This window comes from Undibacterium sp. 5I2 (assembly GCF_035019605.1).
Classification (GTDB): Bacteria; Pseudomonadota; Gammaproteobacteria; order Burkholderiales; family Burkholderiaceae_D; genus Undibacterium.
The window spans coordinates 1-24,433 of the sequence record NZ_JASJVS010000056.1 but is presented as its reverse complement, the minus strand read 5'-3'; the positions used below and the strand labels follow the sequence as shown (position 1 = coordinate 24,433).

Genomic DNA, 24,433 nt, shown 5'->3' with positions numbered 1-24,433 from the left:
GTGTAAAAAACGTCCATCAGGCTTTTGCGACAGCCTCTGAAGGCCGGGGTTTCAAACCCTAGTCAGATTTTTGATCACACCAAGTGAATCACTGCGGCAGTCTTGCGATCGCGCTTGCGGTTGTACATGCGGCTGTCGGCGATTTTGATCAATCTGACATAGTCACGGCCATCTTCCGGGAAGCTGGCCCAACCGATTGAGGCGCCGATGCCGACGATGGCATTATCGATGGCGATCGGTTGTTCGACCAAGTTGGAAATCTTTTCGACCATGTGGTGAATATCGATGGAATGTTTGGTGTCCTTTAACAAAAGCACGAATTCATCGCCACCGTAACGTGCTACTTCGTCCGAATCGCGGATGGCTGAACGCAAACGCGCGGCCGTAATCACCAAGACCTTATCGCCGGCATCATGGCCATGGCTGTCATTCACCATTTTGAAGCGATCGAGATCGATGAACAGCAGCGTGAAGCCTTGCGAGCCGTCCGGATGTTTACCAGCCTGTTTTTGCAATTGGCTGATCTGGGCAAATAAAGATTCACGGTTGGCAACTTGGGTCAGCTTGTCGAAGCGCAGCTTGTTTTCCATTTCGCTAAAGGTTTGCGCCAAGATGCCGATTTCATCGCTACGGCGAATGTCGAGTCGCGGTATCGCTTCGCCATTACCGAATTTTTCTACCGCCGCCGTCAACTTGCGGATATCGCGGATCACCCGCTCGACGATGGTCAAACCTATCGTCAAGGCAAAAATGATACAGGCCACCGCAATGACGACGCTTTGTAAAAAACCTTGATTGATGCTGCTCATGAAATCGGCACGCGGCACGGCCACCACGGTTTGCCAATGCAAACCCTGCTTGGTGCCGAGCGGGGAAATCGCCATGTCAACTGTGCCCAATGGCAACTCCATCGAGCGGGTTTGCGCCGTGTTGATTTGCTCGTTGCCAATTGTGGCATAGGTACCACTGATGAGGGCGGTTTTCATCTCGACCGCACGCATGCGCTCGGGCATGCCGTTATTTTTTCTTTCAGGCAATTCTTTGCCGGAAGTCGCAACGATATAGCCGTCGGCATCGACGATGTAGGCTACGCTGTTCTTGCTGATTTCAAGTTTGCTTAAAAATACAGACAATTGCTTCAAGGTCACATCGGTTGCGACAACGCCGGCAAATTCATGATCTTTTTTATACACGGCTTTGGCCAGCGTGATGGTCGGGTAGTGGAAGGAAAAATTATTGTAAATTTTCGACCACACCGGCGCGTTGGCACGCATCGCCACCTGATACCAAGGGCGTGTGCGTGGATCCATTTGGTCTGAGCGCAGCAAGGTGGTGCGATCACCGACGGCGACCACGCGAAACACATCGCGCCGACTGGCATTCGACTCGCGCCACAAGACCTGCACTTCGTCTGCAGAAACTCGGTAGACACCGACGAAGCGACCGTCAGTACCGCCAAAGTAGACGTAGTTGTTCACGTCCATGAACAAACCGCTGGCCGCCCAGAACTTCGTTTCGAGTGCCCGCAAATCGGGATCAAAATCCAATTCCTGCGGCATGTGCGAACGGCTGGGAGCAACCGATTCGAGCGCGGTGATGGCGCCGTCGAGATGCTTTTCGGTCGCCAGATTGATACCGCTGACCATGTCGAGCAAGATCCGGTGCGTCAAACTTTGCACCGCATCGGTGCCAGCCTTCATCGACACCCAGCCAATCGCCGCCGACACACCGATTACCAACACGGTAATCGGAATCACTAGTTCGCGACGAAGGGAAGAGCGGCTCATGCAGGGTTGCTTCAAGGAAATTAAAACGACGAGGAAAACAGCGTTGCCAGCCTGTGATTTTTGCGCCGACAAGAACTCATAATAACGAGTTGCTGCAGCACTACAACTTAAAACATCTAAGCATACTATGGACTGATTCATGGATGGTAGGGCCGGTGTTCCTATGCTGACAAGAATTGTTAATTCGTATTGAATTAGCCTCTAATTAGTATCTTTTAAGCAACCAATTATGACAGTATTGAGTTTACATGCCAAACTACAACTTATTCAATTGCATTGCATGAAAGCAGAGTGCGCGTCTTTTTCCTATCTTTCTTTTGTCATGTCATTTTATGTCCGAGTCTAATTTGCGTGTTTTTCTTGCTTGCACTACCAGTCTCTGCCTGTCTCTGCCAGCGACGGCGCAATCATTTCCAGCCGCTCCCGATCACGGTAAACTGCTGGCCACTGGCGGTGTTGCGACAGTGGAAGCGGCTGGTGGTGGTGGGCTGAGCCCGTGGGCCTTGATCAGCGGCTACGGCAGCGAAGATAGTTACGGCATCACGGCACATGTCAGTACCCTGCGCACCCAAGATTACCAACTGAAAACCGGCGGCATTGCGCTTGGCATCGCCGATAAACTCGAATTATCATTAGGACAGCAGCAATTGAGCGGCAGCCGCGCGCCGCTCGATCAGTTGGTATTGGCCCAAGATATAGTCGGCATCAAACTCAAACTCAGCGGCGACCCCGTGGCCGACCAAGATCGTTGGCAGCCGCAGATCGCCATCGGAGCCTTGTATAAGCACGATCACCGACTCGCCGGTCTGGCGGCACTCGGCGTTGATAATGTGCGCCAACTCGGCGCAGTCGACACGCATGGCATCGATTATTATCTGGCGGCGAGCAAATTGCTGTTGGCCAACAGCCTGTTGTTAAACGGCACGATTCGCCTGAGCAAAGCCAATCAAATGGGCTTGCTTGGCTTTGGCGGCGACTTGCACGACCGCTACCAGATCATGCCGGAAGTATCGCTCGCGTATTTACTCGAGCGCCACTGGGTCGGTGGTATCGAATACCGCGCCAAACCACGCAATCTCAGCGTCGATCAGGAAAAAGCCTATTACGATGCCTTTTTAGCCTGGTTTCCAAACAAGCATGTTTCGCTTACCTTGGCGTATGTCACGCTCGGTGACATCACCATTTTCAATCCAGCCAAGCAACGCGGCTGGTATTTGTCATTGCAAACGGGGTATTAAGGATGAAGGCTAGCTTGTTCCGATGTCGCCTTGCGGCAATCTTGTACTGTGTGTCTATCCCTCATGCCTATGCTGCCGCGCCAGACGACTTATACCGAGCACTCGGCGAAACAGCCGGCATCAATCGCATCGTTGATGAAATGCTACGTATCGTGCCAGAAGATGGGCGGATTGCCGCCAGCTTCAAAGATACGAACATGAAACGTCTGGGAATATTGATCAAGGAACAGTTTTGCGTGCAAAGCGGTGGACCGTGCACTTACAGTGGCGACCCTATGCGCGAGACGCATGAACAGCTCGGTATCCGCAGCGCCCAATTCAATGCCTTGGTCGAAGACTTGCAACTGGCGATGGAGCGCTGCGGCATCGACGCGGCCAGCCAGAATCGTCTGCTTGCTTTACTGGCACCAATGAAGCGCGACATCGTCGCGCCGCGCTGAGTCGTCGAATTTGCTATGATGAGGCTTCCTGTCAGCCTTCCTGGGTCCCCACCATGCATCGTTTACTCCTCGCCGCCGGATTGTGTTTCGGTTTTGCCGCCCACAGTCATGCCGCCGATCCCTTGCAAACCGTCCTGGCCGGTAGCCAACGTTCTGCCGCCAACAGTGCGCGCGACGCCTTCCGCCACCCCTATGAGACCCTGAATTTTTTCGGCCTGCAGCCGCAGATGACGGTGGTGGAATTGGTGCCGGGCGCGGCTTGGTACACCGAAATTCTCGCCCCTTACCTGCGCAGCAAGGGTAAGCTGATCGCCGCCGGCGCACCCGATCCGGCCTCGACCGATGCCTACGCCCAACGCTCTTATCAACGCTTGACGCAAAAATTTACTGCCGCGCCAGCACTCTACGATCAAGTTATCAGCGGTATTTTCCAACCGCCGGGAAAACTGGCTTATGCCGCGCCAGCCAGCGTCGACATGGTACTGACCTTCCGCAATATCCATAATTGGGTGGAACACGGCGATGCTGCCGTCGCGGCCGTGTTTGCCAGCGCCTATGAGAGCTTGAAACCGGGTGGTGTGTTCGGCGTGGTCGAACACCGTCTGCCGGAAGCGCTGGAGCAAGATGCTACTGCCAGCAGCGGGTATGTGCATGAAAGCTATGTAATTCGTTTGGCGCAAACTGCCGGTTTTGAACTCGCCGCGCGCAGCGAAATCAATGCCAACCCCAAGGATTTGGCCATCCATGAAAAAGGCGTCTGGTCCTTGCCGCCAGTGTATGCCAATAAAGAGACCGGCCATGCCGCTTATCAAGCCATCGGCGAGAGTGACCGGATGACACTGAAATTCGTCAAACCAACAACACCATTAAGCCACTGAGGTGCGCACCATGCTCGCTCCAGCCCCACTCGCTCGCTTGTTGAGCACATTGCTGTGTAGCGGCATCTGCGGCTTGGCCGCTGCCGCGGATCGCTACCAAATCGATGCGGAACACACTTACAGTACGTTTTCCTATCAGCACTGGGGTTTGTCGACTCAAAGCGGTCGCTTTGATAAAAACAGTGGCAGTATCACGCTCGACCTGGCGGCGCAAAGCGGTGCGCTCGACATCGAGATCGAGGCCGCTTCAGTCAACACCGGTTCGGAAGCCTTCAACAAGATGCTACGCTCGCGCAGCTTTTTTGACAGCGACAGCTTTCCGACAATACGCTTTGTATCGGATCAGATGGTGTTTGAGCAGGGCGAGCTGAAGAAAATTCTCGGGCAGTTAAGCATACGCGACATCACTCGGCCGGTAAGTATCGAAGTTACCCACTTTCATTGCCGCTATATGCTGCTGTATTTGAAATCAGCCTGCGGCGCGAATGGCAATACCACCATACGCCGCAGTGATTACCAGCTTGGCCGCTATGTGCCGTTTGTCAGCGACGAGGTGAACTTGAGCTTTAATGTGGAAGCCATCAAAGCCGCTGCGCCGCCAACTGATAAGCAAGGCAAGACTGATTAATACGCGCCCATGAAGTCTTTTTTACCGACTTCGATACCGTTGTGACGCAAAATCGCATAGGTCGTGGTGGCGTGGAACAAGAATTGTGGCAAGCCGTAATTGAGTAAATACGCATGGCCGGTCAATTTCTTTTCTTTGTCCGTACCCGGGCGCAATACGATCTCGCGCGCTTCGCTGCCAGCAAAAGCGGCGACATCGAGCGCCACAATGAAGGCCTTGGTCTTGGCGATACGAGCTTGCAAATCAGCAAAACTTACTTCTGTATCTTCATAAGCCGGCAATTCAGCTTGAGCCAGACGTCCGGCGATACCTTTGGCGAAATCGGCGGCGATCTGCACTTGGCGAGTCAGGGCAAACATATCCGGGTACAAACGCGCTTGCAACAATACTTCCGGTGCGATGTTTTTAGCCCTTGCGTGCGCTTCGGCTTTGCTCAGCACCTGCGACAGACTATCTAAGATTTGTGTCAATACCGGTACCGTTGCAACATACATGGAAAGGGTCATGGTCATACTCCGTTGGGTGAAATCGTTGTTAAATAAATCGAGCTCGATTATAAGACGAGTTGAAGTCGGGCGTATGACGTGGGTGTTGTTGTTATTGGAAACCAAAAAAAGCCGGTCATGTGACCGGCTTTTTTGATCAGCAGCGCCATGGGCGCGCTATATTCAGGGCTGCTTCAGAAACGGTAGCCGACACCGACGCCGATCAAGACCGGATCAATTTTCACCGAGCTCAATTTTGCGCCACCGACTGAGGCCGTTACATCACTGCGAATCTGTACTTTTTTGATGTCGAAGTTCAAAGACCAGTTTTTGTCGATTTTATAATCCACACCGGCTTGTAAAGCAAAACCGAAGCTGTGGTTATCGAGATTCGCGGCACCATTGAGCAAAGTCACATCAGAAATACGGGTGTAATTGACACCGGCACCGAGGTAAGGACTGAACTTGGCTTCAGGCATGAAGTGGTATTGGGCCAGCAAAGTAGGTGGCAAGTGTTTGAAGCTGCCGATATTATTGCCGTCGAGCATAACATCATGTTTTTGCGGATAGGTCAGCACCAATTCGGCCGACCAGTTCGGCGTCATAAAATACGACACATCGAATTCGGCAATGGTTTTCGAGCTCACGCTTAAACGATCAGCAGCACCGACGCCGCCAACTGGGTCAGATTTGTTGTCCGGAGCGATATTGACTGCACGCACACGCAACAACCATGGGCTTTCATCGGCCATGGCTTGGGTGGCAGTCAAGCCAGTAGCGACTAAAACGAGAGCGAGGGCGATTTTTTTCATTTTGTTTTCCTTTTTGTGTTGAATGGCGATGAAAGCAGTGTAGATCCGCCCTGCACGATGCAATTTGCGCTACATCAAGTTTTGTGCAAGGCACAATTTGGCTGGAATTTTGCCAATTTTCGCCGCCGCCGCGCTGCTTGAGGTATCCTTGCATCCATTGTCTTTACCACCTAAAACAGCAAAAAAATGGCTAATTACGTCTACACCATGAACCGCGTCGGCAAAATCGTTCCGCCGAAACGCCAGATTCTCAAAGATATCTCTTTATCCTTCTTCCCCGGTGCCAAAATCGGTGTGCTCGGCCTCAATGGCTCGGGCAAGTCTTCGCTGCTCAAAATCATGGCAGGCATCGACAAAGACATCCAAGGCGAAGCCGTGCCCATGCCTAACCTGAACATCGGTTATCTGCCGCAAGAACCGCAGCTCGATGCCGAGCAAACGGTACGCGAAGCGGTGGAATCGGCGCTGGGCGAAGTATTTGAAGCCAAAGCCAAACTCGAGCTGGTGTATGCCGCCTATGCCGAAGAGGATGCCGACTTCGATGCCTTAGCCAATGAACAAGCACGTTTGGAAGCGATCATCTCCACCTCAGCTGGCGACAATGTTGAACTGCAATTGGAAATGGCCGCCGATGCGCTGCGTCTGCCGCCATGGGACGCCAAAATCGGTGTGCTTTCGGGCGGTGAAAAACGCCGGGTCGCCTTGTGCCGTCTGTTGCTTTCGAAACCAGACATGTTATTGCTCGATGAACCAACCAACCATCTCGATGCTGAATCGGTCGATTGGCTGGAACAATTCCTGCTGCGCTTCCCCGGCACTGTCGTCGCGATTACCCATGATCGCTACTTCCTCGATAATGCCGCCGAATGGATCTTGGAACTCGATCGCGGTCATGGCATTCCTTGGAAGGGCAATTACTCGTCTTGGCTCGACCAGAAACAAGCGCGCCTCAAGCAGGAAGAATCGACCGAATCGGCGCGTCAGAAAGCCCTGCAAAAGGAACTTGAGTGGTCGCGCCAGAATCCGAAAGCGCGCCAAGCCAAGAGCAAGGCCCGCTTGGCCCGTTTCAATGAGATGAGCGAACACGAATACCAAAAACGCAATGAGACCCAAGAGATTTTCATTCCCGTGGCAGAACGCCTCGGTAACGAAGTCATCGAATTCAAGAATGTCAGCAAAGCCTTCGGCGACCGTCTGTTGATCGACAATCTGAGCTTCAAGGTCCCACCTGGTGCCATCGTCGGTATCATCGGCCCCAACGGTGCCGGTAAATCGACCTTGTTCAAGATGATCAAAGGCATGGAACAACCGGACAGCGGTGAAGTCGTGCTCGGTCAAACCGCTAAAATTTCGCTGGCCGATCAATCGCGTGAAGACCTCGGCAACACCAAAACGGTGTTCGACGATGTCGCTAACGGCGCCGACATCCTTACCGTCGGTCGTTTTGAAATGCCTTCGCGTGCCTATCTCGGCCGCTTCAACTTCAAAGGCGGCGACCAACAAAAAATCGTCGGCAATTTATCTGGCGGTGAGCGCGGTCGTCTGCATCTGGCCAAAACCCTGCTGCAAGGTGGCAATGTGCTGCTGCTCGATGAACCGTCCAACGATCTCGACATCGAAACCCTGCGCGCACTCGAAGATGCCCTGCTCGAATTCGCTGGCAGCGTGATGGTGATCTCGCATGATCGCTGGTTCCTCGATCGTATTGCCACACACATCCTGGCATTCGAAGGCAATTCACAAGTCGCCTTCTTCGACGGTAACTATCAGGAATATGAAGCCGACAAAAAGAAACGCCTCGGTGAAGATGGTGCCAAGCCTAAGCGCATACGCTACAAACCACTGAGCGTGTAAGTTCGCCGCGCCAGACCGCTTACCGGGCTGGCGCGTATTTCGTATCCAAGGTTAACAATCATGGCAAACACTTCCTTCCTGAAAATTTTCCTGGCTGGCCTGCTGCTCTGCTGCGCGGCTGGCTCAGCCAGTGCCAATTCAGGCGCAAAAGAGGGCGGCGGCGGCTCGCCGGTTGCGGCGCTTGAACCGTTTACGGTCAATTTATCAAGCTTCGACCGCTATCTGCAAATCAGCATTACCCTGCAGCTAGGCAATCCTGAACTCGGCGAAAAAATCAAAGGCAAAATGCCTATGGTTCGGCATGCGATGATCATGCTGCTCAGTTCCAAAGAGTCGACCGATATTCAAAACGCCGACGGCAAGCGCGAGCTGATCGAAGAAATCAAAACCGCGATCAACAAAATTTTGGAAGTCAAAGAACATGATGGCGTAACGGACGTGTATCTGGTTAATTTCGTGATTCAATAAGTCGCACACACTTCATGCATCAGTTGGCCGCACCCGCAGCAGCAGAAATCGAGATAAAAAAAAGCCGTTTCCTCGGCCAACTGTATCCGCTCAACAGCCGTGCCGAAGCACGCCAACAATTACTGCACATTCGCGCCCAACACCCGGGGGCGGTGCATGTCTGCTGGGCGCTGCTGTGCAGCGCCGAATCTGGTCTCGATGATGATGGTGAGCCATCGGGAACCGCCGCCAAGCCGATCTACAATGTGCTGGTACACAAAGATGTCATGAATGTGTTGGCCGTCGTGGTGCGCTACTGGGGCGGTTGCAAGCTTGGGGCGGGTGGTCTCACGCGCGCCTATGGTCAGGCGATTTCGGAAGCATTCAAACATGCCCATCTGATTGAACTCGAAACCATGCTCGTCATCACCATACGCGTCGCCTTCGGCGATGAATCGCAAGTGCGTCATGTGTTGGCACAGTTTGAGGCCCAGGTGCAGCAGGTCGACTACCATGTCGCGGCAGCGCTGCAGGTGCAGGTCAAAGAAAGACATTTGAGCGCCATGCGTAGCGAACTGACGCGCCTGCTCAAGGGACAAGTCGAGATCGATCCGCCGTGCTGAGGCCGACGACTTACAGCACCGGCATGCGGCAGCAGGTAGTGTTTTGCCGTCAATAAGCTTACACTCTGCAATCCGATGAAAACCACCCACAATATCAGCGCCACTGCCATGCCCGACACCCATCTTTTGCACGCCAAAATCAATGGCGAAACCGCACGCTGCCCTTGGCGCGACTTGCTCAAACAATTTGCCAGTGGCAGCGTGATCGCGCTCGCGCCCGGCCTCGACTTGGTCGCGGTAGCCCTGCTCATGACGCGTGACGATAGCGCGGCCATCGCCGGCTTGCTCGCCGTCGGCCAGCTCGCCAAAGTCAGCGATGCCCAAGCCCAGCAATGGCTGGAACAAGACTGTCAGGTCTGGAGCGTGGTCGTCAACCCCTGGGTCTTGGTCCAGCCGGCCGAGTAAGGAACTTTGTCGCCTGTCACTGGTCTTATTGAGATCGTTACGACCGGCGCCCAGCATGATGCCCTCTCCGCCCACTCGGTCAGCCCATAATACGCTCGTAAATACGGCCATATTGGCAGCGGCCGTGCTGCTCCATCTCGGGCTTTGGTTGCTACTGCGCGACAGCGGCCAGCGGATATCGCAGGTAGCTGACAGCGCGTATCTGACTATCTTGAGTGTCGCCATTGAAACGCGGCAACAAAGCATCGCGCCAGCACCAAAGTCGCCAGCGCGCGACCGGCCCGGTAACCGGCCACCACCGCGCCAGTCTGCCAGCGCACCGGCAGCCGCCATGACCCTCATTGAACCAGCCACGACCACGGCAACTACCGAGCCGGCCAGCTTAGACCTCAACGCACTCAAGCGCAGCGCCTTAGCCTACGATAAACAAAACCGTTTAAGCCCGGCGGCGCTAGCGGCTGCCGCCAATGCACAACACACGACGCTGGAACAGCGTTTACAAGACGGCACGCGCAAAGCCGAGCGCAAGGATTGTCTGCACGCCTATTCCGGGCTCGGCATCCTCGCCATCATTCCGCTGGCCGCAGCCAGCGTGATCGACACCGGCTGTAACTGGTGAGTGCAGCAGCGGCTCAGTTATAATGTGGGCTGCGGCCACACTGACACGCTTGCCATCGCTGCCGAAGCGGTGTTGCCACCTTCATTTTCTTACCGGATACGCTGATGAAAAAAATTTCTTTCCTGTTCGCCGCAATGATGTTTTCTGCCCTGGGTACAGGTTTCTCCCCGCTGTCGATCGGACTGACGCAAGCCGCAGAAGCCACTGACCAGAGCAAACAAATGAGCGTGCGCGCCGAGATGGGTAAGCCACTGGCAGAAATCCAGGATTTACTGGAAAAGAAACAATACCCGCTGGCATTAGAGAAAATCAACGCCCTCAATGCCTTAGATAAAAAGACACCGTACGAACTCTTCATCATCGACCGTATGCACACCGTGCTGGCTGCCGGCACCAACGACACCGCTATGTTGGCACAATCGGTCGAAGCCATGCTTACCACCGACTTCCTCAAACCCAGTGAAAAATTACAATTCATTGATGTTTTGGCCGGCACTTTTTACAATGAAAAAAAATACCCCGAGGCGATCACTTGGAGCAAGCGCTATCTGGCCTTGGATAGCCAAAGCGAATCGATGCAGAAATTATTGGCCCGCGCCTACTATCTGAGCGCCGATTACCCGAACGCAATTACGACCATCAAAGCCATCATCAGTGGCGATCAACAAGCCAAACGCGCACCGACGGAAGAAAACCTGCGCCTGCTGGCAAGCTGCTATCAACATGAAAAAAATGATGCCGGCTACACGGAAGTGCTCGACCTCATGGTCCAACACCATCCTAGCCGCGAATACTGGGGCGACTTGTTGTACCGAGTAGAACGCCAAGCCGGCTTTGCCGATCGTTTGCGTCTCGATCTCTATCGTCTGCTGCTCAAGACCAACAACCTCGATGATGGCGCACAATATGTCGAAATGAGTGAATTGGCCATGTTGGCCGGTTTGCCCGCCGAAGCCAAAACCACGGTCGATGCCGGTTATGCCGCCAACCTGCTCGGTAGCGGCAAAGAAGCAGCCAAGCACAAGCAATTGCGCGACCGCGTATACAAACAAGCGGCTGACGATGCCAAGAGTCTCGATTCCGGCGAAGCCGCGGCGAAAACTGCCAAAGTCGGCACTGGCTTGGTCAATATCGGCTACAACTACGTCATCAACGGCCAAGCAGAAAAAGGCATAGCGCTGATCGAGCAAGGCATCGCCAAAGGCGGATTGAAATCGCTCAATGAAGCGAAATTACATTTAGGCATTGCCTATCTGCAAGTTGGTGACCGTGCCAAAGCCAGCGACAGCTTCAGCAGCTTACAAGCCGGCGACGGTGCCAGCGATCTGGCGCGCTTGTGGTTGTATCTCCGTCCTGCCGCTGACGCTGCCCCAGCCGCCGCAAAATAAACTACGCTGTACAGATAAACAGGCGCTGTCGGGGGAACCGGCCAGCGCCTGTTTTTTTTGCGTGAGAAGCGTAGATTTAATTGCAGTGGAATTGAGCACGGCCACGGAAAAATCTGACGAAGATAAAAAAAAGCGGTTTGGTCATATGACCAAACCGCTTATAAATCAGTGGAATGCGCTCTATTCACCCACTGAGGATACGAGACTTACTCTTGCAATTCTTTAGCGAACAACTTAATGGATCGTCGCAAGCGACGATGGAAAAGACTCTGGAAGGGGTTTGTATCCCCTCCCATCGCGTCGCTCCTTCGTCGCTCACCGGCCTGAAGGCCGAGGTTTCAAACCCTAGTCAGATTTTTGATCAAGAATGATAGGCCGATTCACCGTGGCTGGTGATGTCGAGGCCTTCGCGCTCTTCATCTTCCGGTACACGCAAGCCGACCAAGACATCGACGAGCTTAAAGGCGATCACAGAAACAATGGCTGACCAGATCACCGTGGTACCAACCGCTGTTGCTTGAATCTTGACTTGTTCAAAGATCGAATACGGATCAGCCGACATTTTGTTAGCGACATAATCCATGATGCCTTGACCACCGAGTGCCGGGGAAGCAAACACACCAGTCAACAAGGCACCGAAGATACCGCCGACGCCATGTACACCGAAGACATCGAGCGAATCATCGGCACCGATCAAGCGTTTGAGACCATTCACGCCCCACAGGCAAACGATACCGACCAACAAGCCCATGATCAAGGCACCCATAGGACCGACATAACCGCAAGCCGGTGTGATGGCGACCAGACCGGCAACCGCGCCGGAAGCACCGCCCAACATCGATGGCTTGCCTTTCGACATCCACTCACCAAACACCCACGATACGGTTGCAGCAGCGGTAGCGAGCAAAGTATTCACGAAGGCCAAAGCAGCGATGTCACCGGCTTCGAGTGCCGAACCGGCATTGAAACCGAACCAACCTACCCACAACAAGGATGCACCGATCATCGTCATCGTCAACGAGTGTGGTGCCATGGCTTCTTTACCGTAACCGATACGTTTGCCTATCATGATCGCGCCGACCAAACCAGCCACGGCGGCATTGATATGCACGACCGTACCACCGGCGAAATCGAGTGCGCCTTTTTGTTGCAGGAAGCCGCCTTTGACCAACTCCGTCGCTGCCGATGCCGCATCTTTGATTGCATCAGGGCCAGTCCAGAACCAGACCATATGGGCGATCGGCAAGTAGCTGAAGGTGAACCACAAGACCACGAACAACAACACTGCAGTGAACTTGGCACGTTCAGCGAAGGCACCGATAATCAAACCGCAAGTGATGGCCGCAAATGTCGCTTGGAACACCACATAGACGAACTCAGGAATGACCACGCCTTTGCTGAAAGTTGCCGCAGTGCTGAAGGTCGCCTTGGCCGGATCCCATATACCGTTAAGAAACACACGGTCAAACGAACCGATGAAGGCATTCCCTTCGGTGAAGGCCAAGGAATAGCCGTACAGACACCAGAGCACGATGATGACCGCAAAAATCATGAACACCTGCATGAGGATGGATAACATATTTTTGGAGCGTACCAAACCACCGTAGAACAAGGCCAGACCAGGGATCGTCATCAGGATGACGAGCAGGGTCGAAACCAACATCCAGGCGGTATCGCCCTTATTCGCCACCGGTGCCACCACTGCCGAGGCCGCTACGGCGTCGACCACAGCAGCCGGTGCGGCTGGTGCAACTGCACTCGAAGCCGGCGCAGCTGCCACGGCCACGGCCGGTGCTGCCGCTGCGCTGACCGCCGTCACCGATGCGGCAACCGCATCGGCCTTCGGTGCGGTATCGTCAGCCTGAACTTGCGCGCTCATGCCCAAGGCTGCGAACATCGCACCCGCCGCCAGCATGTGTTTGAAAATATTTTTCATTGTGAATTCCCTAGTGTGCGGATCAGAGTGCGTCGTTGCCAGTTTCACCGGTACGTATGCGCACTACCTGTTGCAAGTCGTAGACGAAAATTTTGCCGTCGCCGATTTTGCCAGTACGCGCTGCTGTTTCGATCGCCTCAATGGCACGATCAACGATGGAGTCATCAACCGCCGCTTCAATTTTTGTTTTCGGCAAAAAATCGACCACGTATTCGGCGCCGCGATACAACTCAGTGTGACCTTTCTGACGACCGAAGCCTTTGACTTCGGTGACAGTGATCCCTTGTACGCCCATTTCGGACAAGGCTTCACGCACCTCGTCGAGTTTGAACGGTTTGATAATGGCGGTAATGAGTTTCATCTTATCCTCGATCGCTCAGAAAGTTTTAACAGCAGTCAGCACTAAGCTGGTTTTGCCGGTGAATTTACCGGCCGGTGTCTTGTACAGGTTTTTATCGGCATTCGTACCAAGAGCGGCCAAGCTGAAAGCGACGCCGAAGAATTCCTTGGTCACGCCAACTTTCCAGTCATTGTAAGAAAACGCCGAGCTGTTCTTGATCATTTGACGACCAAGATGCAGATTCAAAGTATAGGTATCAGGCAATTCGATGTTGGCACCAAGATCAAGGTAGCCGCTGTTTTTGCTGTCCGGTGTGCCGAACAAATTCGTGACCGAGCTCGAATACTTGGCATACACCGGACCATAGCCAAGCTGGCCGTAGATTTCCGTGGTGTTGGCATTAGCGAAACCGGCAACATTACCCAAACCATTCGATGGATACACATAGGTCAACACGCCGACGTCATAGCTGACATCTTTAACGATTTCGCCACGTTTACCGGCATACAGATCAACTTCGACGTCGCCGCTACCGCCGGCATCTTTGGTCCATTTGATGGTCGACAACCAGGTACCGGCGTAAAAGCCGCTAGGATTGTGAGTGTAATCGGCACCACCTTGCAGGGCAGGGTCAAAACGCGTTTGGGCAATACCACGGTAACGGTATTCACTGGCCAAACCAGCATTGAAAGTCACTTCGTTATCAGGCTTGGCGGCTTCTTCTGCCTGTACCAAACCACTGAACAATGTTGCAGCAACTGCGGCGGCGAGTATTAATTGTTTCATTGCGTTTCCCCTAATGTTTTTGTAAAGAAATTATAAATATGCAAAGAATCGAACCCACTTCATCGACAACCTGATCACAGCGCTGGAAGATCATCCGCAGCGATATGGGAAATGAACCCTAAATAAAAACCATCTGTTAGCTTCGTATTAGCAGGAGTCGTGCCAGCCTGCTGCCGCATCCTGCAATGTTGCATCCCTAGTAAGGTCTGCTTGTTTGATTTAAAACAACCGCCTCCCTGTTTGCCCATGACGATGGCTCGCCAGCCATTTGGGAATGAAGGTGGGCAGCGTCGCCGGTTTGCGTTATCATTTCCGCTTGGGCGCGGTGAACCGTCAATCAAGCGCTTGAATACCGCCGTTTTGCACCAAGTTAAAGCGTGTAGTGAGATCCAGATCGCGCAACACAATTTTTCGCACATAACTGGTGCGAAGTTAAAAATACAACATAATTTAATGGAATGCCATGAATAAGCAAAATTTCTTTGGCGATATACACGCCAAATTCAGCGAAGCGCTGGAAAATTCGCCGGCAAAGGACATTGAGAAAAACGTCAAAGCTCTGATGTCGCAAGGTTTTTCCAAGCTCGACTTGGTCACCCGGGAAGAATTTGATATCCAGGCGCAAGTGTTAGCGCGCACCCGCGCTCGCCTCGAAGCGCTCGAAGCACGCGTGGCCGCTCTGGAAAGCCCGGCCGCGCTTAGCTGAGTGATTCAGCCATGTCGCTCGCGGTACTCAAAAGTCGCGCTCTGCATGGTATTGATGCCCCACAGGTAACGGTGGAGGTGCATCTGGCCAACGGTATCCCGGCGTTTACCATCGTCGGACTGCCCGAGACCGAAGTCAAGGAAGCCAAAGACCGTGTCCGAGCGGCGCTGCAGACGGCGCGTTTCGATTTTCCCGCCAAGCGCATCACGGTTAATTTGGCCCCGGCCGATTTACCCAAAGAATCGGGCCGCTTCGACCTCCCTATTGCGCTCGGCATTTTGGCCGCTTCCGAACAAATTCCGGCCGGCGGCTTGGCGCGCTACGAATTTGCCGGTGAATTATCGCTCTCCGGCGCGCTGCGGCCGATCCGCGGGGCGCTGGCAATGACGAGTGCGATTTGGCGCGGCAGTGGTGCGGCGGCCGCCTTGATACTGCCGCGCGCGAATGCCGATGAAGCCGCGCTGGTGGCGGCAGCGGCGATTTACCCAGCCGATTCTTTATTGCAAGTTTGCGCACATTTTGCCGCCGACGAAAAAGCGCCGCGGCTGCAACGACATGTTGCATCGCCACAAACACAAGCACCGCATTACCCCGATTTTTCCGATATCAAAGCCCAACTCGGGGCCAAGCGCGCCTGCGAGGTCGCGGCCGCCGGCCGCCATGCGCTGTTGATGTGCGGCCCGCCCGGCAGCGGCAAAACCATGCTCGCCACGCGTATTCCCGGCATTTTGCCAGCCATGAGCGAGACCGAAGCAATCGAAACCGCGGCGCTGCAATCCTTGAGCACGGGCTTCACGCTTGCTAATTGGAAAGTACGGCCGTTTCGCGCCCCGCACCATACCGCCTCGGCAGCCGCCCTGGTCGGCGGCGGTAGCAACCCGCGCCCCGGTGAAATTTCCTTGGCTCACCACGGCATCTTGTTTCTCGATGAATTGCCCGAATTCGGCCGGCGCGTGCTCGAAGTGCTACGCCAACCGCTGGAAACCGGGCATGTCAGCATCGCGCGAGCCGCGATGCATGCCGAATTTCCCGCGCGCTTTCAATTATTGGCGGCCATGAATCCCTGTCCCTGTGGCTATTTTGGCGATCCGAATGGGCAATGCCGTTGCACGCCGCAGAATATTGCGCGTTACCAAAGTAAAATCTCCGGCCCCTTATTAGATCGCATCGATTTGCAAATCGAGGTAGCCGCGGTCGCCCCGGCCGACCTGCTCACGGCCGCTGCCAGCGAGAGCAGCGCGACCATGGCGCAGCGGGTGGCGGCGGCTTATACACGGCAAATACAGCGGCAAGGCAAGGCTAACCAATTTCTCGATAACCGTGAGATCGATCAACTATGCCAAGCGAACGCTGCTGGAATGGCTTTGTTGCAACAAGCTATCAGTCAATTCCATTGGTCGGCCCGGGCTAGTCACCGCGTGCTCAAAGTGGCACGTACTATTGCCGATCTGGCAGGGCTGGAGCAGATTAACGCCGCGCATATTGCCGAAGCGATTCAATATCGGCGCGTACTCGGCAAGCATTGAAATTTGTTGCTACATCCCCAAATAGTCGACAATCGCTTGCGCGCCTGTCGCGGCGATTGCCGGCCCACTTCTTCCACCAAGGACTCCCTATGTCACCGCAAGAAATTCAGGTATTGCAAAATTTTTTAGATCAACTGGTACAGGTACAGGGTGTTCACAAGGATGGCCAAGCCCAAGACATGATCAATGCCGCCGTCAACCGGCAGCCGGATGCCGCTTATTTGCTGGTGCAACGCGCGCTCTTGCTGGATCAAGCGGTGGCACAAGCCGGCCAGCAGTTGGCTGCGGTACAAGCTGAACTGCGCGCGCAAACCGCCTTGGTGGCGACGCTTAGCAGTGCTGCCAGCAGCGCTGGCACTGCCTTTCTCGACCCTGCCGCCAGCGATTGGGGCAACAGTTCCCATGCGCGGCCCTTGGCCCCTGCCATGGCAACAGCGGTCAGCGGTGCGCCACTGCCAGCGATGAATGCCAGCTACAACACAAGCGCCGCACCACCCGTCTATTCACAAGCCGCACCAGCCGCAGGCGGATTTTTTTCCGGCAATGGCGGCAGCATGCTCGGCACCGTTGCCGCGACGGCCGCTTCAGTGGCCGCCGGAGCATTTTTGTATCAGGGCATCAGTCATATGATGGGAGGCAATTCTGCATCTGGTCTGGGCAATGCCGCCGCACCATTGGCGAATACCGACAACAACCTGTCCTCCGGCTACTTTGACAGCGAGCAAAGCGCTGCCTCGCCGCTCGAGAGCGCGGACGAGGTCGACGACCTCAGCTGATTGAGGGACGCGCGGATAGCATACGCGCGTACTTTGTTACAAAACAAATGCACTCAGGCCGAGCTGCCGGTCATCCAAACTGCGCCCATCCCGTTGTATCCATAGGACAATGTATACCAAGGAAGCGCTCCCTATGCCACACCGCCCCACCCTGCGTCGTCGCCTGCCCCTGCTGATCTTGGTTGGACTGCTCAGTGCCTGCAGCACAGCACCACGGTCTAACTCGATTCCAGTGCTGCCAACACGGGGCGCAGCAGCCTTGCCGCCGATCGCTTATGTATTTGACAAACAACATACCGATGCGCGCTTATTGCTCAACCGTTTGAGCTGGGGTGCCAATGCCTCCTCGGCGGCGCAAATGCAAGCACTGGGCATGGATCGCTATCTCGATCTGCAATTGCGCGCTCGCAATAGCATCGTACCGGATGCAATACAAGCACAAATCAATGCCCTGAGCATCAGCCAAAAACCCTTCGAGACGATGATGCGCGAACTCGAGGTGCAAAAGACGGCGGCCGATGCCCAGAAAGGTATTGATGATGGTTTGCGCAAAGCCTACCAACAAGAATTGAACCGACTCGCGCGCGAAGCGGCCAGCCGCAGTGTGTTGCGCGAAGTGTATTCGAGCGCGCAGTTACAAGAGCAAATGACGTGGTTTTGGATGAATCACTTCAATATCCACAGCGGCAAGCATAATTTGCGCGCCATGTTAGGCGATTTCGAAGAAAGCGCGATTCGCCCTTTCGCCTTGGGCAATTTTCACGATTTACTGCGCGCCACGATGTATCACCCAGCCATGCTGCGCTATCTCGACAATGAATTCAATGCTTCGCAACGCATCAATGAAAATTATGCCCGCGAGTTGCTGGAATTGCACACCATGGGGGTCAACAGTGGCTACAGCCAACACGATATCCAGGAATTAGCGCGCGCGCTGACCGGTTTGGCCATCAATGTCAGCCGCGATACACCGAAGATGCGACCTGAACTCAAACCATTTTATGTGCGTCAGGCTTTGTTTGAATTCAATCCACAACGCCATGATTTCGGCGACAAACATATTCTCGGGCAAACCATCGCTGGACGCGGACTACCTGAAATCGAAGACATCATCAATTTGCTCTGCCGCCAGCCTGCCACAGCGCATTTCATCAGCCTGCAATTAGCCACGTATTTCGTTTCCGATACGCCCACGGAGGCACTGGTCAATGCCATGGCACGCAGTTTTCTCGCCAGCGACGGCAGTATTCCCGCCACCTTGCGGGTCATGTTTGATGCGCCGGAATTTCATGCTTCACTCGGACATAAATTCAAAGACCCGCTCCATTACGCCGTTGGCGCGGTGCGCCTGGCTTACGATGGCAACAACATCGTCAATCCCGGCCCGGTACTGAACTGGCTCAACCAGATGGGCCAGCCATTCAATGGCCATCAGACTCCCGACGGCTATTTGATGACAGAAAGCGCGTGGGCCAGCCCGGGTCAGTTGGCGCAACGTTTTGATATCGCCCGCAGCATAGGGAGTGGCACGCCGGCGCTGTTTTATCCGCCCGATTTGCCGCGGCCAAGTGATAAACCGCCAGCACCGGCCTTGCTCGGCTCAGCGTATGCGCAAAGCTGGAGTCAAAGCTTCAGCGTCGAGAGTCGTCAAGCTTTGCAGCAAGCTGGCGCAAAAAATGAGTGGAATGTGTTCTTTCTGGCGGCGCCGGAAATGATGCGCCGCTGATATGACTATCGTTGCTACCGGCACCGGCCGGTTTTTTGGAGAAGCTGCATGAATCGTCGTCTCGCTTTGAGTCGTTTGCTGGCCTTGTCGGCGCTGTCGCCCTTGACTTGGAGTGGCAGCGTCATGGCCGCCCCCGCCAGTGAACAAAAATTGTTGTTGGTGTTTTTACGCGGCGGCTACGATGCCTGCCACTTGTTGGTGCCGACCGCCAGCAACTACTATTATGAATCGCGCCCCAATATTGCCATTGCCCGCCCGGGTCCGGATCCGCGCGCAGCCTTGCCGCTGACGGCCGACTGGGGTTTGCATCCGGCCTTGCGCAACAGTTTATATCCTTGGTTCGGCAGCGGCGAGTTGGCCTTTATTCCCTTTGCCGGTACGGATGACCTGAGCCGTAGTCACTTTGAAACCCAAGACAGCATAGAACTGGGCCAGCCGCTCAGCGGCCGCCGCGATTTTCATTCCGGCTTCATGAATCGGCTCGCTGCGGTGTTGAACGAAAACAAGAACGTGCCGACCATGGCATTCACCGACCAATTGCCCTTGGCCATGCAAGGCAGCGCGCGAGTCGGCAATACCTCGCTGAAAAATCTGTCGAAAGTGCAGATGGAACCACGCCAAAGTCAAATCATCGAACAGATGTACCGCAAAACCACGCTGGCACAACCAGTACAGGAAGGTTTTTCGGTGCGCCAAGATATCGCCACAGAAATGCAACAAGAAATGGGTGCCGCCAGTCGCGCTGCCATCAGTAGCAAGGGTTTTGCATTGGAAGCACAGCGTGTCGCCAAATTGATGCGCGATAAGTATCCGCTCGGCTTCATCGATGTCGGCGGCTGGGATACCCACGTCGATCAAGGCGGCGCGCAAGGCATGCTGGCAAATAAATTTGAGGAGTTCGGCCGTGGCTTGGCCGCCTATCGGGAAGAAATGGGCGCGGCGTGGCGCGACACCACGGTGGTGGTGATCAGCGAATTCGGTCGCACTTTCCGCGAAAATGGCAAACGCGGAACCGATCACGGTCATGGCAGTGTGTATTGGGTGCTCGGTGGCGCGGTGCGCGGTGGCAAAATTGCCGGAGAGCAGATCGCCCTGACACCGGGACAACTGTTTCAAAATCGCGACTATCCGGTACTCAATGAGTATCGCGCCGTGCTGGCTGGTTTGTTCGCCCGTCTGTACGGGCTCAATGAGCAGCAATTGAGTCGCGTGTTCGACAACGTCAAGGCACGCGATCTAGCCTTACTTTAGAGCAATCGGCAAATCGACGTAAAACACCGCCCCACCACCGAGTTCGGCCGCTTGGTTCCAATAGCCTATATCGCCATGCATTTGTTGTATCAATACTTTGGAAATCGCCAGACCCAAGCCGGTGCCGCCTCTGGCGCGGGTATCGGAAGAATCGGCTTGAGAAAATTTTTCGAAGATACGATCGCGGAAACTTTCCGGCACACCACTGCCTTGATCGATCACGGCTACGCGCACCATCGTCGGCGTGGGGCAAGTCACGACCAGTCGCACCACGCCGCCGGCCGGCGTATATTTGCAGGCATTGGAAATCAAATTCGCCATCACTTGCGCAAAGCGGCCATTGTCGACGGCAACCTCAAGAGACGCTACGTATGCCGCATCTTCCTCTATCGTCAAATGCACAGCCAGCGCTTGAGCAACACTGAAATTGCTTTGTTGGGCAATGTGTAGCAAGGCACTTACATTGAGTCGTTCAATAGAAAAATCCATTTTCCCAGCTTCGATTTTTTGAATATCGAGTAAATCATTGATCAAGCGCGTCAAGCTCAAGCAGTTTTTGTGCGCCATCAATAACAAGGGTTTGATTTTCTCAGGTAAATCTCCCATCGCGCCGCCCGCTAATAATCCCAGCGCGCCACGGATCGAGGTTAATGGTGTGCGCAATTCATGGCTGACGGTGGAAATGAATTCATTTTTCATTTTTTCAATTTTCCGACGTTCCGAAATATCGCGCACAATGATGATCAACTGTCGTTTGCCAGCCAAATAATATTCACTGATCGCAAAATCGGCCGGAAACAGGCCGCCATCTTTGCGCACGCTTTCTATCTCCAGCCGCAGTCGACCGGTTTCTCGAAATACTGGCTGCGCCATCGCCAGCTCGAGCAAGGCCGGTTGCCCCGAGACGGAAAACAGATGATTGCTTTTTCCCACTACTTCCATGGCAGGATAGCCATAAATCGCCACCGCTGCCGGATTGATGGCATCAACCGTGCCGTCGGCATCAATCATGATGATGCCATCGGCCGCGTTTTGAAAAATCGCTTGCAAACGATCTGACGATTCTTTCGAGACTTTTTGCTGCTCAGTCAAACTTTGCAGTAATCCGGTCTGATTACGATTAATGACATCGGCATCGCTCTTGAGTGCGACCATCACCTGCATATCGCTCTCACGTTGCAAAAATAATTGAATCAGCACACGAAACGCAGCGATCACGGCGGCAATCGCCGCCGAAGAAACAATCGCGATGGCGATGCTGATTTGCAGCCAGTCAGCCAGATACAGCTCTTCATCGACACTGAGGTTGATGATCAAAGGATATTTATCCAGCGATTGTATGGCTGACATGCGCGCTGGAATGCGCCCACGTCCAGCAGTTTTTTCCGCCGGTGCAATGACGATGCCCGATTTTTTTTGTAAGTCCTCAATCAAATGAAAACTGCTGCCCGTCAAATCTTTCTTTCCCATCACACTGTCATTTTCTGGCCAGCGTGCCAGATAGGTGAAATCGGCACGTAGCAAACTCACCGAAGCGTGGCTGTCGACGCTGAGTTTTTTAAAAAAATCAGCGTAAAAGTTGGGGGACATACCGAGTGTCACGACACCAAGGAATTCGCCGTCGCTGCCGGTGAGGCGGTGACTGAGGAAAAATATCCAATCGCCGGTGGTTTTGCTGCGCACCGGCTTACCAAGATAGACCCCCTGTGAAGGGCGGTCGCGTTGCGCCTGAAAATAGTCGCGGTCGGCCAGATTGTAGTCAGGGCCAGGAAAACTGCGCGAGGTATTGATCACATTGCCATCGGCATCAAGCACAGAAATCACTTCTATGGCGGGAAACAGCGCGACCTTCTCTGTCAGAAATTGGTGAAACTCCGTCGTTGACAGTTGCTCGATCAAATACTTTTCATTGACGCTCCAGCGATCCTGTATCCGCTCCGAAATATTCTCCAATGCCGTATAGGCAAAATCCATTTGCTGACTGGTATTTTCGGCCAACACGATGCTGAATACTTCGGTCTGTTTTTCCCATTTATGAATTTCCTGGGTGCGCAAGGTCCACACAAACGCTGCGGCGGCCAAAGCAATGGCGACCACTAAACCGACTGCGAGTGCTTTGGCAATTCTGCTGGTATGTAATCCGGACAATTTCATAGAAAAAAATCTGCGCCCATCGATTGAAATGATAAAAAAGGTGAAAATAGCCACAAACACTTCTTTGCAGCAATCATTATCATTGCGTAAATTATAAAGTTTGTGGAATGATAGGATATTTCCGGAGGACAATTTATCCTAATCAAGACGAAAATACCATGAACGAAGGCAATTGATTATTTCTTTTAAGCATTACCCTGGCTTCGTATCGGCAAACATCGCGAGAACGAATTTCTTCATAACAGCAACAAACCACCTGTCGATAAGGAAATCATCCAATGAACAATCGCGTTTTAGTACAGTATTTGGGAATGGGTTTGATGCTTTGCAGCGCCTCCGTCTGGGCTGCCGTCACCCCATGCGACACCATCATCGAGAAAATCGATATGAAACTCGAGCACAAAGACGTCAAGAATTATTCACTCAAGGTCATCGATAAAAACACCGAAACCAAGCTGAGGGTGGTGGGTGTCTGCGAGGGTGGCGAAAAGAAAATCGTGTATCAGAAAACTAAAAGTGCCAAAAGCCCGGAAGCCAGCAAAGCCGCAGATTAAGCAAAGCTCAGGGTCGGCCCGGGCTTTGCTGCTGGTAATACCAAGCCGGGCCGGCGTAACTGTCAAGGCAAGACTGCTGTTCCGGACTGAGTTCCAGCCGGCGTTGAAATCCCAGACTTTCCCAAAACCGCGTCGTGCCTTGCACCGATACCAGGCACACATGCGCGAGTCCGCAGTCTTGCGCATAAGCAATACCGTGCTGTGCCAGTGCCCGTCCCACACCACGACCAGACTGCGCCGGAGCAACCGCCAAATCGTGTAAATACAAGGCATCGGGCAGTTCAGCCAGACAAAATGGCGTCGCCAATCTGGCAATGTTGCCACACACGCTGGCATATCCCATCAAATAGCCGTGTACTGCCGAGCCATCGCAGGCCACCCACGCCGTGGCAGGGGCCAGTTGCAAGCGTTGCTGCAACAATTCCAAAGCTTCGACCATAGCGCCGCGGTAGACGCTGGCTTGCAGCGCATAGACCGCAGCCAAGTCAGACGCTTGCATCCCGCGTATTTGCATAGTCAGCTTTATTTCTTGCTTTTGGCTGTAGCGGATGCAGATGCCGACGCCGATTCCGATTCCGCTGAACTATCCGCCTCGGCGGCGGCGGCCGGTACTTCGGAGCGGGCGATTTCAGGTTTTACATTTTCAATTTTGTTTTCGCGCATGTAATCGTTCATTTCTTTCCAACCGGCATAAATCGCTGCCCGCGCTGCTTCGGGGTTCAAGGCATAGCAATCTTCAATCGCCCGTCCGGCATGGCGGCAAGCGCTGCCGGTGGCGCGAGCATCGGCTTCTTTTGACGCCGCGTCGCGGGCCGGATCGGCCAAACCCAGGCGGTCACAGCCGGCGATGGCGAATAGGGAAATGGTAATCAACAAGACAAAGCGAAACGACATGGCGGCACCAGTTCAAAAAGAGGCAAGGGCGCGCGGCACCGACAAGTGCAGGCGCGTGTCCATGATAACCCAGTCCGTCGCTGTGGCGTCAAACCTGATATGTTTAAACAAGTTAATGGATCGTCGCAAGCGACGATGGAAAAGACTCTGGAAGGGGTTTGCATCCCCTCCCATCGCGTC

At 54.0% G+C, this 24,433-nt stretch carries 25 protein-coding genes; 16 read left to right on the top strand and 9 right to left on the bottom strand.

Annotation, left to right across the window (positions count from 1 at the left end):
• Positions 1–74: 74 nt before the first annotated feature.
• Positions 75–1,787, bottom strand: a complete 1,713-nt coding sequence (locus tag QN359_RS16290; RefSeq protein WP_322250099.1) for a sensor domain-containing diguanylate cyclase — start codon at positions 1,785–1,787, stop codon at positions 75–77.
• Positions 1,788–2,119: 332 nt separating this feature from the next.
• Here QN359_RS16290 and QN359_RS16285 point away from each other — a divergent pair, with 332 nt between their 5' ends.
• The 4 genes from QN359_RS16285 to QN359_RS16270 are packed head-to-tail and all read left to right on the top strand — an operon-like array spanning position 2,120 to position 4,971.
• A complete protein-coding gene (locus QN359_RS16285; protein WP_322250100.1) occupies positions 2,120–3,025 on the top strand; it encodes a DUF3034 family protein in 906 nt (301 codons plus the stop codon).
• Positions 3,026–3,075: 50 nt separating this feature from the next.
• Positions 3,076–3,465 carry a group 1 truncated hemoglobin gene (locus QN359_RS16280; protein ID WP_322250101.1) on the top strand — a complete coding sequence of 130 codons (390 nt, stop codon included), beginning with the start codon at positions 3,076–3,078 and terminating at the stop codon, positions 3,463–3,465.
• 53 nt (positions 3,466–3,518) lie between these two features.
• Positions 3,519–4,343 (top strand): methyltransferase, encoded by an 825-nt coding sequence (locus tag QN359_RS16275; RefSeq protein WP_322250102.1) that lies wholly within the window; start codon positions 3,519–3,521, stop codon positions 4,341–4,343.
• 10 nt (positions 4,344–4,353) lie between these two features.
• Entirely contained in the window at positions 4,354–4,971 is a 618-nt protein-coding gene (locus tag QN359_RS16270; RefSeq protein ID WP_322250103.1) for a YceI family protein, read from the top strand.
• Here the strand turns inward: QN359_RS16270 and QN359_RS16265 are convergent.
• Together QN359_RS16265 and QN359_RS16260 are read right to left on the bottom strand one after the other, a co-directional pair.
• The gene (locus QN359_RS16265) at positions 4,968–5,477 is read right to left on the bottom strand and encodes a DUF1993 domain-containing protein (protein WP_322250104.1); all 510 of its coding nucleotides are present in this window, start codon (positions 5,475–5,477) and stop codon (positions 4,968–4,970) included. The two genes, QN359_RS16270 and QN359_RS16265, sit on opposite strands and share 4 nt — an antisense overlap.
• Before the next feature lie 173 nt (positions 5,478–5,650).
• Entirely contained in the window at positions 5,651–6,268 is a 618-nt protein-coding gene (locus tag QN359_RS16260) for an OmpW/AlkL family protein (RefSeq protein ID WP_322250105.1), read from the bottom strand.
• 186 nt (positions 6,269–6,454) lie between these two features.
• Between QN359_RS16260 and ettA the strand changes: the two genes are divergently transcribed.
• The 6 genes from ettA (at position 6,455) to QN359_RS16230 (ending at position 11,604) form a co-directional block, all read left to right on the top strand.
• The gene (ettA, locus tag QN359_RS16255) at positions 6,455–8,122 is read left to right on the top strand and encodes an energy-dependent translational throttle protein EttA (RefSeq protein ID WP_322250106.1); all 1,668 of its coding nucleotides are present in this window, start codon (positions 6,455–6,457) and stop codon (positions 8,120–8,122) included.
• Positions 8,123–8,182: 60 nt separating this feature from the next.
• Positions 8,183–8,590 (top strand): flagellar basal body-associated FliL family protein, encoded by a 408-nt coding sequence (locus tag QN359_RS16250; protein ID WP_322250107.1) that lies wholly within the window; start codon positions 8,183–8,185, stop codon positions 8,588–8,590.
• Positions 8,591–8,604: 14 nt separating this feature from the next.
• Positions 8,605–9,192: an IMPACT family protein gene (locus tag QN359_RS16245; RefSeq protein WP_322250108.1), complete on the top strand. Its 588-nt coding sequence runs from the start codon at positions 8,605–8,607 to the stop codon at positions 9,190–9,192.
• Positions 9,193–9,267: 75 nt separating this feature from the next.
• On the top strand, positions 9,268–9,597 hold the full coding sequence (locus QN359_RS16240) for a DUF2288 domain-containing protein (protein WP_322250109.1): 330 nt from the start codon (positions 9,268–9,270) through the stop codon (positions 9,595–9,597).
• Positions 9,598–9,652: 55 nt separating this feature from the next.
• Positions 9,653–10,216, top strand: coding sequence for a hypothetical protein (locus tag QN359_RS16235; RefSeq protein ID WP_322250110.1), 564 nt, complete (start codon positions 9,653–9,655; stop codon positions 10,214–10,216).
• Between the two features lie 104 nt (positions 10,217–10,320).
• Positions 10,321–11,604 carry a hypothetical protein gene (locus QN359_RS16230; RefSeq protein ID WP_322250111.1) on the top strand — a complete coding sequence of 428 codons (1,284 nt, stop codon included), beginning with the start codon at positions 10,321–10,323 and terminating at the stop codon, positions 11,602–11,604.
• A 361-nt stretch (positions 11,605–11,965) separates the two neighbouring features.
• On the opposite strand, the gene QN359_RS16225 is transcribed toward QN359_RS16230, so the two are convergent.
• From QN359_RS16225 to QN359_RS16215, 3 genes are read right to left on the bottom strand one after another with little or no spacing between them, the layout of a single operon-like run.
• On the bottom strand, positions 11,966–13,540 hold the full coding sequence (locus QN359_RS16225; protein WP_322250112.1) for an ammonium transporter: 1,575 nt from the start codon (positions 13,538–13,540) through the stop codon (positions 11,966–11,968).
• Between the two features lie 22 nt (positions 13,541–13,562).
• Positions 13,563–13,901 (bottom strand): P-II family nitrogen regulator, encoded by a 339-nt coding sequence (locus QN359_RS16220; RefSeq protein ID WP_322250113.1) that lies wholly within the window; start codon positions 13,899–13,901, stop codon positions 13,563–13,565.
• Positions 13,902–13,916: 15 nt separating this feature from the next.
• Positions 13,917–14,666, bottom strand: a complete 750-nt coding sequence (locus tag QN359_RS16215; RefSeq protein ID WP_322250114.1) for a TorF family putative porin — start codon at positions 14,664–14,666, stop codon at positions 13,917–13,919.
• 463 nt (positions 14,667–15,129) lie between these two features.
• Here QN359_RS16215 and QN359_RS16210 point away from each other — a divergent pair, with 463 nt between their 5' ends.
• The 5 genes from QN359_RS16210 (at position 15,130) to QN359_RS16190 (ending at position 20,651) form a co-directional block, all read left to right on the top strand.
• Entirely contained in the window at positions 15,130–15,372 is a 243-nt protein-coding gene (locus QN359_RS16210; RefSeq protein WP_322250115.1) for an accessory factor UbiK family protein, read from the top strand.
• 11 nt (positions 15,373–15,383) lie between these two features.
• On the top strand, positions 15,384–16,898 hold the full coding sequence (locus QN359_RS16205) for a YifB family Mg chelatase-like AAA ATPase (protein WP_322250116.1): 1,515 nt from the start codon (positions 15,384–15,386) through the stop codon (positions 16,896–16,898).
• Between the two features lie 89 nt (positions 16,899–16,987).
• On the top strand, positions 16,988–17,674 hold the full coding sequence (locus QN359_RS16200; RefSeq protein WP_322250117.1) for a DUF2076 family protein: 687 nt from the start codon (positions 16,988–16,990) through the stop codon (positions 17,672–17,674).
• A 133-nt stretch (positions 17,675–17,807) separates the two neighbouring features.
• On the top strand, positions 17,808–19,400 hold the full coding sequence (locus tag QN359_RS16195) for a DUF1800 domain-containing protein (RefSeq protein ID WP_322250118.1): 1,593 nt from the start codon (positions 17,808–17,810) through the stop codon (positions 19,398–19,400).
• Positions 19,401–19,448: 48 nt separating this feature from the next.
• Complete coding sequence (locus QN359_RS16190) at positions 19,449–20,651, top strand: DUF1501 domain-containing protein (RefSeq protein WP_322250119.1); 1,203 nt, start codon at positions 19,449–19,451, stop codon at positions 20,649–20,651.
• On the opposite strand, the gene QN359_RS16185 is transcribed toward QN359_RS16190, so the two are convergent.
• Entirely contained in the window at positions 20,643–22,805 is a 2,163-nt protein-coding gene (locus QN359_RS16185; RefSeq protein WP_322250120.1) for an ATP-binding protein, read from the bottom strand. The genes QN359_RS16190 and QN359_RS16185 overlap by 9 nt on opposite strands.
• A gap of 278 nt (positions 22,806–23,083) precedes the next feature.
• Here QN359_RS16185 and QN359_RS16180 point away from each other — a divergent pair, with 278 nt between their 5' ends.
• The gene (locus QN359_RS16180; protein WP_322250121.1) at positions 23,084–23,359 is read left to right on the top strand and encodes a DUF1161 domain-containing protein; all 276 of its coding nucleotides are present in this window, start codon (positions 23,084–23,086) and stop codon (positions 23,357–23,359) included.
• A 7-nt stretch (positions 23,360–23,366) separates the two neighbouring features.
• Here the strand turns inward: QN359_RS16180 and QN359_RS16175 are convergent, their stop codons facing one another.
• Positions 23,367–23,873: a GNAT family N-acetyltransferase gene (locus QN359_RS16175; RefSeq protein ID WP_322250122.1), complete on the bottom strand. Its 507-nt coding sequence runs from the start codon at positions 23,871–23,873 to the stop codon at positions 23,367–23,369.
• Positions 23,874–23,881: 8 nt separating this feature from the next.
• Entirely contained in the window at positions 23,882–24,253 is a 372-nt protein-coding gene (locus QN359_RS16170) for a hypothetical protein (RefSeq protein ID WP_322250123.1), read from the bottom strand.
• Between the last annotated feature and the right edge of the window lie 180 nt (positions 24,254–24,433).